The sequence below is a fragment of the Streptomyces sp. AP-93 genome (assembly GCF_022808175.1).
GTDB lineage: Bacteria > Actinomycetota > Actinomycetes > Streptomycetales > Streptomycetaceae > Streptomyces.
Genome location: NZ_JALGBX010000028.1, coordinates 86458 through 97080, shown reverse-complemented (window position 1 = coordinate 97080; position 10623 = coordinate 86458). Strand labels below are relative to the sequence as shown.

6 protein-coding genes and 3 pseudogenes are annotated in these 10623 nt (G+C 70.9%); 4 read left to right on the top strand and 5 right to left on the bottom strand.

Annotated features, from left to right (window positions below; translation table 11 throughout):
• Positions 1-906, top strand: a complete 906-nt coding sequence (locus MTF69_RS35250) for a sensor histidine kinase (protein ID WP_243340450.1) — start codon at positions 1-3, stop codon at positions 904-906.
• A gap of 95 nt (positions 907-1001) precedes the next feature.
• Positions 1002-1618, top strand: a pseudogene (locus MTF69_RS35245) (response regulator).
• 71 nt (positions 1619-1689) lie between these two features.
• Here MTF69_RS35245 and MTF69_RS35240 read toward each other — a convergent pair.
• From MTF69_RS35240 to MTF69_RS35230, 3 genes and pseudogenes are all read right to left on the bottom strand, one after another.
• Positions 1690-1839: pseudogene (locus MTF69_RS35240) on the bottom strand (GNAT family N-acetyltransferase); the annotation flags it as partial.
• 64 nt (positions 1840-1903) lie between these two features.
• Complete coding sequence (locus MTF69_RS35235) at positions 1904-3826, bottom strand: GAF domain-containing protein (protein ID WP_243340449.1); 1923 nt, start codon at positions 3824-3826, stop codon at positions 1904-1906.
• Between the two features lie 91 nt (positions 3827-3917).
• Entirely contained in the window at positions 3918-5309 is a 1392-nt protein-coding gene (locus MTF69_RS35230; RefSeq protein ID WP_243340483.1) for an MFS transporter, read from the bottom strand.
• A 558-nt stretch (positions 5310-5867) separates the two neighbouring features.
• Here MTF69_RS35230 and MTF69_RS35225 point away from each other — a divergent pair.
• Positions 5868-6050 (top strand): annotated as a pseudogene (locus tag MTF69_RS35225) (ATP-binding protein); the annotation flags it as partial.
• 186 nt (positions 6051-6236) lie between these two features.
• Here MTF69_RS35225 and katG read toward each other — a convergent pair.
• Complete coding sequence (katG, locus tag MTF69_RS35220) at positions 6237-8426, bottom strand: catalase/peroxidase HPI (RefSeq protein WP_243340448.1); 2190 nt, start codon at positions 8424-8426, stop codon at positions 6237-6239.
• A 336-nt stretch (positions 8427-8762) separates the two neighbouring features.
• On the opposite strand from katG, the gene MTF69_RS35215 reads away from it, so the two are divergent.
• Positions 8763-9185 carry a Fur family transcriptional regulator gene (locus MTF69_RS35215; RefSeq protein ID WP_243340447.1) on the top strand — a complete coding sequence of 141 codons (423 nt, stop codon included), beginning with the start codon at positions 8763-8765 and terminating at the stop codon, positions 9183-9185.
• 124 nt (positions 9186-9309) lie between these two features.
• Here the strand turns inward: MTF69_RS35215 and MTF69_RS35210 are convergent, their stop codons facing one another.
• Complete coding sequence (locus tag MTF69_RS35210; RefSeq protein ID WP_243340446.1) at positions 9310-10050, bottom strand: hypothetical protein; 741 nt, start codon at positions 10048-10050, stop codon at positions 9310-9312.
• Between the last annotated feature and the right edge of the window lie 573 nt (positions 10051-10623).

The following is a 10623-nucleotide window of genomic DNA, read 5'->3' as shown; positions in this document are numbered from 1 at the left end:
GTGACCACGGGATGGGCGGGCGCTGTCGTGGTGGCCGCGGTGTGTGCGGTGTCGGCCGGGTTCGGGCTGACCGTGGCGCTCCTGCGGGCCCGTGCGGCGCACCGGGCGGCGATTGAGGAGCGCGGCTGGCTGCTGGAGCGGGAGCGGGAGACCGCGGCCCGCACCGCGGTGGACGCGGAGCGGGCCCGGATAGCGGCGGAGCTCCACGACATAGTCAGCCACAACGTCAGCCTGATGATCGTCCAAGCCGGCGCCGCCCGCGAGGTGTTGGCGACGATGCCGGTGGAGGCGGCGGCCGCGATGGCCGCCGTGGAGAAGGCCGGGCGTACGACCATGACCGAACTGCGGCACCTGCTGGGCCTGCTCGCGCCGGCCCAGGACGGAAATGACGAACCGTACGGCGGCGGGGCCGCCGAAAGACTGGACGCGGCGGCGGAGTTGGCACCGCAGCCGAGTCTGAGCCGGCTCAGTCCGCTCATCGACCGGATAGCCTTCGCGGGGCTGCCGGTTGAGGTCCGGATATCCGGCGAACCGCGGCCGCTGCCGGCCGGGATCGACGTCACCGCCTACCGGATAATCCAGGAGGCGCTGACCAACGCACTCAAACACGGGGACGGGGTGAAGGCCGAGGTGACAGTGAGATACGCGGACCAGGCACTGAGGGTCGAGGTGCTCAACAGCGGTCCGAGCGTGCTGTCCGGGGACCGGACATCCGGGCCGGCGGGGAAGTCCGCCCCGGCTGTGTCCACAGCGTTCACCGTGGCGCGCCCCAAGGCCGACGGTGCGGGGCACGGGCTGATCGGGCTGCGCGAGCGGGTCGCCGCGTACGGAGGGGACTTCGACGCACGCCGCCGCCTCGGTGGCGGCTACCGGGTCCGCGCCCGCCTCCCGCTGGAGCGGCCGTGACCACGCCCGCCCCGGCCGTCGAGCCGGCCCCGAGGGCCGCCTCGCCCCGGGTGGTGATCGCCGACGACCAGGATCTCGTCCGCACCGGTTTCCGCATGATCCTCACCGCCCGGGGGATCGACGTGGTGGGGGTGGCCGCCGACGGGGTGGAGGTCGTCTCGGAAGTGCGCCGTCTGCGCCCCGACGTCGTCCTGCTCGACATACGCATGCCACGGCTGGACGGACTGGAGGCCGCCCGGCAGATCCTCGCCGAAGCCCCGGAATGCCGGGTGATCATGCTGACCACCTTCGACCTCGACCAGTACGTCTACGCAGCCCTCGCCGCCGGAGCCAGCGGGTTCCTGCTCAAGGACGTCACCCCGGAGTACCTCGCCAACGCCGTACGGCTCGTCGACACCGGCGACGCGTTGCTCTCCCCGTCGATCACCCGCCGACTGGTGGAGCGCTGCGCCTCGGCATCGGCCGCGCGCACCGGCGGGGCCCCGGCGGCATCCCACTCCGACCTGGACGCCCTCACCCCGCGCGAGCGGGAGGTGCTGACCCTCATGGGCCACGGCCTCTCCAATGCCGAACTGGCCCGGGAATTCACCCTCAGCGAGGCACCATGAAGACCCATGTGGCCCGGATCTTCGCGAAGCTGAGCCTGCGCGACCGCGCCCAGGCGGTCGTCCTTGCCTACGAGACGGGCCTGGTCACCCCTGGTACGGCGTAGGGAAGTCCCGAGCCGACTGCTCGGGCCGGCCTCGCGTCACGGCAACTCGCGTGTGAGCCATGCATGTTCACCACGCTCGTCTGTGGCAACGTGACCGCGTGGGTGCCCTTGCCGCGTTCGGCAAGGAGCTCGCAGAACTCGGCGGCGTCCGACTCGGCCCACGGCCGGAGTATCAGCCGCTCGGTCTCGAGGTGGAACGACATCGTCTCGTACGTAGTCATGCCCTCACTCTGCCCCAATGGATCACCGCGCACTACGGCCGTGACTGCAGGGCGTGTCCCGCGATCAGGCCGGGGGCGGGACGGAGTCCGCCAGGAGGTGCAGGCGCAGGGCGAGTTGGAGCTCCAGGGCGCGGGCGGGGGAGTTCCAGTCCTCTCCCAGCAGCCGGCGGATCCGGTCGAGGCGCTGCACGACGGTGTTCACATGGATGTGCAGCGCCTCCTTGGCCTTGGAGAGGCTCGCCCCGTGGACGTAGTAGGCCTGGAGGGTGCGGACCAGCTCGGTGCCCCGCTGGGAGTCGTAGTCGATGACGGGGCCGAGCACCTGGTCGACGTACCCGCCGACATCACCGTGGTCCCCGAGCAGCAGGCCGACGAAGCCCAGGTCCGGCAGGGCGGCTCCGTGGCCGGTGTGGCCCAGCGCGTGCAGGGCCCGCAGGCAGCGCACGGCCTCGGCGTACACGCCCGGCAGCCGGCCAGGGTCGCCGGCCGGCCCGGCGGAGCCCACGGTGACGGGCGTGCCCACCGCCTGCCCCAGCTCCGCCGCCAGGGACCGCGCGAGGTCCCCGGGCCGCTCGGCCGGGGCGAGCAGCACGACGTGGCCCTCGTGCACCCCGGCCAGGCCGCCCCGGTCGCGGGCGCGGCGCGCCGCCTCCGCGGACAGCCGGGGCCGCAGCGCTGCGTCGCAGTGGAGCACCAGCAGGGAGTGCGGGCGCGCCAGGTCGACGCCGAGTTTGCGGGCCCGGATCGTCCGGCTGCCGGTGTCGGGCGTGTGCCCCGGGCTCCGCGGGGTCAGCAGGTCGCTGAGGAGCTCACCGCGCACCCGGTCCTCGGCATGGGCCACCGAGCGGCGCAGCAGCAGGAGGAGCGCGGTGACCAGGCCGGTGCGTTCGAACAGCCGCCGGTCGCTGTCCGACAGGTCCGCCCGGCCCGTCAGGGCGATGCTGCCGAGGAGTTCGGGCCCGGCCAGGACCGCGCAGACCCACACGCCGTCGACCGGCACGGCCCGGCCGCCGGCCCGGGAGGCCGCCACCCCCTGGGCGGGCGCGCCGATCGGCTCGGTGGCGACCCGGGCCAGCTCGGCGCCGTCGGCGTCGTGCACCACCAGCCCGCCCCGCAGCAGCGCCGCGACCTCCCGGGCCACGTCGGTGACGTCCCCGCCGCGCAGGACCAGATCGGTGAGCCGGTCGTGGGTCTCGGTGGCCAGCCGCGTGGCCTCGCTGTGGGCCCGGGCGGTCTCGGTGGCGGCGTTCAGCTCGACCAGCGCCGTACGGGTCTCCTCGAGCAGTCGCGCCCCGTCGATGGCGACGGCCGCGTGGTCGGCCAGCGAGGAGAGCAGCGCGACCGCGTCGGGGGTGAACTCGCGCACCGACCGGTCGGCGGCGTAGAGCACCCCGATGACCCGCGAGGCGACGCGCAGCGGCACCCCGAGGATGCCCCGCAGCCCCTCCTCGCGCACCCCGGCGTCGATGGTGCTGGTGTGCCGGAAGCGGCCATCGGCGCGGTAGTCGGCGCTGGCGTACGGCCGGGCCGTCTGCGCGACCAGCCCGCCCAGGCCCTCGCCCATGCCGAGGCGCAACTGCTGGAAGGCGGCGGAGACGGAGCCGTCGGTGACCCGCATGAACGTATCGCCCACGACGGGGTCGTTGAGCGTGAGGTAGGCGCAGTCCGTACCGAGCAGGGTCCGGGCCCGCCGCACGATGGCCCGTAGCACCGCGTCGAGATCGCGCAGCGCCGCGAGGTCGCCGGCCGTGTCGAAGAGGGCGGTGAGCTCCGCCTCGCGCCTGCGGTGCTGGTCGAGCGTGCGCCGGATGTCGAGGGCCACCCGGGTCGCCTCCTCGACGACTGCCTGCTCGGCGGAGCCGGCACCGGCGGTACGGGCCTGCGCGCCGGGCCGCGAGAAGTGCTCGACGGGCGCGCCCTGGGCGAGCAGGTCCAGGAGCTGGCGCAACGCGGCCGCGGGCGCGGTGGGATCGTTCACGGGGGCCATGCTGGCAGCCCTTCGGTACGGGGTGGCGAGCGGGTCCGCCCGCCGGACCGGAGGTACCGGTCACGGCGGGCGGCCCGTGGTGTGGGCGGACTCAGGCGCGATCGGAAACCTTGGCGGCGTACCCGCTTCCCGCGGACACCCCGGCCGGCGCCGCTGCCCCGGCCTTGGGGACGGACAGGTCCCGGCCCCGGGTCTCGCGGGCGAACAGGACGGTGAGGGTGGTGACGAGGGCGGCCGCGGACAGGTAGACCGACACCGGCACGGAGGAGCCGTAGTCCTTCAGGAGCTCGACGGCGATGATCGGGGCCAGGGCCCCCGCGAAGATCGAGGCGAGCTGGGAGCCCATCGAGGCGCCCGAGTAGCGGACCTTGGTGTCGAACATCTCCGAGATGAAGGCGGCCTGCGGCCCGTACATGGCCCCGTGCAGCAGCAGCCCGGCGGTGACGGCGAGGGTGATGACGGCGAACGACTTCGAGTCCACCAGCGCGAAGAACGCGAACGCCCACACCGCCATGCCGGCCGAACCGATCAGCGTCACCGGCCGTCGGCCGATCCGGTCCGAGAGAGCGCCCCAGGCCGGGATGGTCAGGAAGTGGACGGCCGAGCCGATCAGGAGCGCGTTGAGCGCGGTGGTCTTGGGGAGCCCGAGGTGCGTGGTGACGTAGACGAGGAGGAAGGAGGTGAGGACGTAGTACGAGATGTTCTCGCCGAAGCGGGTGCCGATGGCGACCAGCACCTGCCGCCAGTCCTTGCGGAACACCTGGACGACGGGCGCCTTCTCCTCCTCGCCCCGGCCCGAGGCCGCTGCCTCGGCCTGCGCCGCGAGGAAGACGGGCGACTCGGACACGGAGATGCGGATCCACAGCCCGACCATCACGAGGATCCCGGAGAGCAGGAAGGGGATCCGCCAGCCCCAGGCGAGGAACGTGGCGTCCGACTGCACGCCGGCGAGCAGCGCCAGCACCCCGGTGGCCAGCAGGTTCCCCCCGGGCGCCCCGGACTGCGGCCAGGAGGCCCAGAACCCGCGGTGCTCGGCTCCGCCGTGCTCGGACACGATCAGCACGGCCCCGCCCCACTCGCCGCCCAGCGCGAACCCCTGCACCAGGCGCAGCGCGGTCAGCAGGATCGGCGCCCAGACCCCGATGCTCGCGTGGGTGGGCAGCAGCCCCATCGCGAAGGTCGCCCCGCCCATCATCAGCAGACTCAGCACCAGCAGCTTCTTGCGCCCGACCTTGTCCCCGAAATGCCCGAAGACGACCCCGCCCAGCGGCCGGGCGAGGAACCCGATGGCGTAGGTGAGGAAGGCGATCAGGGTGCCCGTGAGCGGATCCGCGGTGGGGAAGAACAGCTTGTTGAAGACCAGGGCGGCGGCGGTCCCGTAGAGGAAGAAGTCGTACCACTCGATGGTGGTCCCGATGAGGCTCGCGGCGACGATCCGTCTGATGCCGGACGGAGCCTTCGGGGCGGTTGCGGGGGAGACCATGTGCACCACTTCCAGGGTGTCTGCGGGGACGTCGGGTGTGGCCACAACGTAGAAGTCCGCAGGTCACCCGCATATGTGGCCCGCCATCACAATCGGGCCACGACTGGTGTGCCCGCACACCACATGACCCGAACTCCTGCCCCGCATCCCCTCCTGAACGGGGTCGTGAAGCCCTGTCGGAATTGCAGAGTCAGAGCTCTTTTGGGTAGGCGGTGCTGACTTCCGTGCTGGTTACGCTGCGTTGAGCGCGACCTGATGGGGGTCGAGGCAGGGCACAGCGGAAGCGCGGAGAATCAGGCTGAGTTCCGCCTCTCGGGCCCGTTTCGCACTGGGCGTTGGCTGGCGCGCTGCGGTGACCAGATTCGAGTGCACGACCCAAGAGTGAGGGCGAGCTGTCGTTCCGGGGCCAGGGCACGAAGCGATCGTCGTCGGTGCAGGGCCTCAGAGCTTGGGCTGTGCCGCCGGCGCGCTTGCGAGCGGGGCAAGTCGTTGCCAGCCCAGCGCTGGCGGTGGTGGCGAACGCACCGGGAGTCGATGAAATTGCCACCGGTGGAGTTTGAGCTCGGCTTCGCCACCGAACTGATCCTCAGCGAACTGGTCACCAACGCCCTGCGGCACTGCAGCGCGCCGGTCCGGGTACGGCTGCTGCACGCCCGCACTCTGACCTGCGAGGTGTGGGACGGCAGCAGCACTGCCCCGCACCCGCGGTACGCCGCCACCACGGACGAGGGAGGGCGCGGTGCGGCCCGTCGCTGCACCTGCCCCATCTCAGACACCCCCGACCTGGGTGGCGATGCCCAGCAGTAGGCAGCCGGTGACGGCCAGATGCCCGCACGCCGACACCGTCCCGGAGAGCGTTCGGGCGCCCCCGTCCCACCGCCGGGGATGTCCCGGTCGGCCGGTGAGCGGCCGACCGGGACATCGGGCTCAGGCGAGTTCGAACCGGTCGAGGTTCATCACCTTGTCCCACGCCGCGACGAAGTCACGCACGAACATCTCGTCAGCGTCCTGGCACGCGTAGACCTCCGAGATGGCCCGCAGTTGGGAGTGCGAACCGAAGACGAGGTCGACGGCGGTGGCTGTCCACTTGACCTGGCCCGTGGCGCGGTCCCGGCCTTCGAACACGTTCTCCGCCGAGGTCGACGCCTTCCACTCCGTACCCATGTCGAGCAGGTTGACGAAGAAGTCGTTGGTCAACGTCTCCGGCCGGTCGGTGAAGACACCGTGTGGGGACCGCTCGAAGCCGGTGTTCAGGGCCCGCATTCCGCCGGTCAGGACCGTCATCTCGGGTGCGGTCAAGGTCAACAGGTTGGCGCGGTCCAGCAGGAGGGTCTCCGGCGACAGTTTCTCTCCCGCCCGGAGGTAGTTGCGGAACCCGTCCGCCTTGGGTTCGAGCACGGCGAACGACTCCACGTCGGTCTGCTCCTGCGACGCGTCCGTGCGCCCCGGTGCGAACGGGACGGTGACGGCGTGCCCGGCGTTCTTCGCGGCCTGCTCGACGGCCGCGCACCCGCCCAGGACGATCAGGTCGGCGAGCGAAACCAACGCATCGCCGGCCTGCGCGCCGTTGAAGTCCTGCCGGATCTGCTCGAGGGCCCGCACCGTCTCGGTCACCTCGGGCAGGTCGTTGGCCTCCCAGTCCTTTTGCGGCGCGAGTCGGATCCGTGCTCCGTTGGCCCCGCCGCGCTTGTCTGTGCCGCGGAAGCTCGCCGCCGACGCCCAAGCGGTGGTGACCAGTTGCGAGACGGACAGCCCCGAGGCGAGGACCCGGGCCTTGAGGTCGGCGATCTCCGCGTCCCCGACCAGTGCGTGATGGACCTCGGGGACGGGGTCCTGCCACAGCTGCGGTCCGGGAATCCACGGGCCGAGGTACCGCGAGAGGGGGCCCATGTCACGATGCAACAGCTTGTACCAGGCCTTGGCGAACGCGTCCGCGAGCCGGTCCGGGTTCTCGTGGAAGCTCTTCGAGATCGGCGCGTAGACCGGATCCAGCTTCAGCGAGAGGTCCGTCGTCAGCATCATCGGAGCATGCCGCTTCGACCGATCGTGAGCATCGGGCACCGTGCCCTGGGCCGAGGCGTCCGTGGGGGTCCACTGCTGCGCACCGGCCGGGCTCCTCGTCAGCTCCCAGTCGTACCGGAACAGGTTGTCCAGGTAGCCGTTGTCCCACTTCGTCGGCTCCGAGGTCCACGCGCCCTCGAGCCCGCTGGTGAGCGCGTCGGCGCCCTTGCCGCTGCCGGACGAATTCATCCAGCCGATGCCCTGCTGCTCGATGGGGCAGGCCTCCGGTTCCGGACCGATGTACTCGGGGTCGACGGCGCCGTGGCACTTGCCGAAGGTGTGGCCGCCGATGATGAGCGCGACCGTCTCCTCGTCGTTCATCGCCATGCGCCCGAACGTCTCGCGAATGTCCCGGGCGGCGGCGATCGGATCAGGGTTTCCGTTCGGCCCCTCCGGATTGACGTAGATCAGCCCCATCTGTACGGCGCCGAAAGGCCCCGCGAGTTCTCTGTCGCCGCCGTAACGCTCATCTCCGAGCCACGTGTCCTCCAGCCCCCAGAAGATTTCCTCGGGCTCCCAGATGTCCTCGCGTCCGAACCCGAAGCCGAACGTCTTGAACCCCATGGATTCCATCGCGCAGTTGCCGGCGAAGACCAGAAGATCGGCCCATGAGATTTTCCGGCCGTACTTCTGCTTGACCGGCCAGAGCAAACGGCGCGCCTTGTCGAGGCTCGCATTGTCCGGCCAGCTGTTGAGCGGGGCGAAGCGCTGGGCGCCGGAGCCGCCACCGCCCCGGCCGTCGGCGATGCGGTACGTCCCTGCGGCATGCCAGCTCATCCGGATGAAGAGCGGCCCGTAGTGGCCGTAGTCGGCAGGCCACCAGTCCTGCGACGCGGTCATCACCCCGAAGACGTCCTGCTTCAGCGCGTCGAGGTTCAGGGTCGCGAACTCTGCCGCGTAGTCGAAGCCCTCACCCATCGGATTGGACCGAGGCGAATGCTGGTGGAGAACCTGAAGGTCCAGCTGATTCGGCCACCAGTCCTGGTTCGCCCTGGGGCGAGTCGACGTGGGGGCCGGGGAGGGGATTACCGGGTTCTCGCTTTCGCTGCCGGACACGTCCGTCCTTCTTCCTGTCGCGGTGTCTTCCTCTGCCGTCCGCGCTGCTCGCTCTTGAACGCCGTCTGCTTTACGAGTCGAGCACTGCGACCCACGCCGCCGACGAGGCCATATCCTCACGGACGACGCCGATAAATCGAGTGCGTACCGGCGTCCGTATGGTCGCGCACCGCGGAGCGCACCGCTACGAGAACACGCAGAGCGCGCCCGCATAGCAAACAGGCGAAATCCCAAGGTGGCATCTTCCGATCATCGCGACCCCCCACCACTGATATGAGGATCGGAAGTGGAATTGACTACCGACCGGCCCGGCACGTTATGGAGAGGTGAACCGAAATGAGCGACCTGCTGGAGCGACTGCGAGGGCGTGGCTGGCGCATGACGTCCCAGCGGCGGGCCGTCGCGGAGGTACTCGACGGCGAGCACGTGCACCTCACGGCCGACGAAGTGCACGGCCGCGCGGTGCAGCGGCTCCCCGAGATCTCCCGGGCGACCGTCTACAACACCCTGGGCGAACTGGTCTCGCTCGGTGAGGTGGTGGAGGTCTCCGCCCAGGGCCGCGCGAAGCGCTACGACCCCAACGCGCACCACCCGCACCAGCACCTGGTGTGTTCCGGCTGCGGCATCATCCGCGACGTCCACCCGACCGGCGACCCACTGGCCGGCCTTCCGGCGGCGGAGCGGTTCGGTTTCACCGTGTCCGAGGTCGAGGTCACCTACCGCGGGCTGTGCCCCACCTGTGCTCGCGGTCTGCCGTGAGCGGCCTGGGCGGCGGACGCCGAGCTCAGAGTCCGGCGACTTCGGCGCACGCCCGACAGCTCGTAGACCAAGGTGACCGTACGGCGGGGTCCGCTGCGGGGCTGACTCCCCGAAGGTGTCCGTGCTACTGGAGCCGGGATACGTCGACCGAGTCGGCGGGCGCGGGAGGCTTGGCCGGGACGGGCTCGTCGAAGGCGGAGAAGGATGCCTCGACCCGCTTGCCGGGCTCTTCGGTGCCCTGGATCCGCAGGAGGTACGGCTTGTCCTCGGTGGAGACCTGGTACGTACCCGTCTCGTCGTCGCGCCGGCTCGTGACCGTGATGGCCGGACGGCCGTCGACGGCGGTCCGCGATCCCTTGGCCAGCTGTTCGTTCGCCGGTTTCGAAGAGAACTCCTTCTTGAAGAAGTCCAGGTCGCACAATTCGGCGAAGTCCCGCAACAGGGAGCTGCCCGTAGTGCCGTGCAGATAGCGGCCGTTGATGAGCGCGATCGCGTTCTCGGCCGCGAAGCCCGGTATCTGGGCCCGCAGTAGGGCATCGTCAAGTTTCATCCACACGTCGTCGCCGCGTTTGATGATGTCGGCCATGCCCGAACTGCCAGGAGGCGTGACGGTGCCGACGCAGTTGCCCCGCTCGTCGAATCGGAGGTCCAGAGCGGTGGTGCCCGACTTGTCGGTCACCTTGGCCACCATGCGCATGGACGTGACGCCGGACATGGCCTCACGAGAGGCGTCCGCGATGGCCTGGGCGCTCTTGTCGGCGATGCCGTTGTCATCGGCCCTGGCAGTTCCCGCGCCCACGAGGATCAACGAGCAGACAGCTCCGGCGGCCGCGCGGCTGGCCGCGGTTGCCCGGGGTGCGTACATCCGGCCTCACCTCCCTCTGGCCGCCTCCGGATGGCATCCGCAATTGCCATGGCCTCCGACGCGGCCGTCACCTGCTCAGCGTAGGTCCGCGCTGCGGCAGGTGCAGTCCGGGCGCCCGCCGGCACCCGCCGTCCGGACCGCGCCCGCCGCGGTCAGGGCCCGGGTCAGGCAGGGTGGGTGCCTTCCGGCGCGGCCGGGTGCCCCATCCCGTTTCATGGGCCGCGATCACCGCTTGGACATGGTCGCGGAGGCGGAGCTAGGCTTGGATGCGGGCGACGTGCGGCGGAGCGTCCTCTCGGCCAGGAGTGGGCGGTCACGGCGAGGTTCTGTTCAGATCGGCGCACGCCCAGGTGCCGGACGCACGGGAGGAGATACCCGCCGGGACCTCCCTACAGGAGTTCCTGGACGAACTACACAAGGCACTCATGCGCCACACCGAGGGCCGCTTGACGGACGACGTGGCGATTTTCCTCATCGACCGGCTCGGATGAGGGAAGTGGCCTACTCCTTCAGCCAGGTCAGCCTCGGCGCGCATGGCGGCGAGCAGGGGTTCGTGGCTAAAGGGCCGCAAGC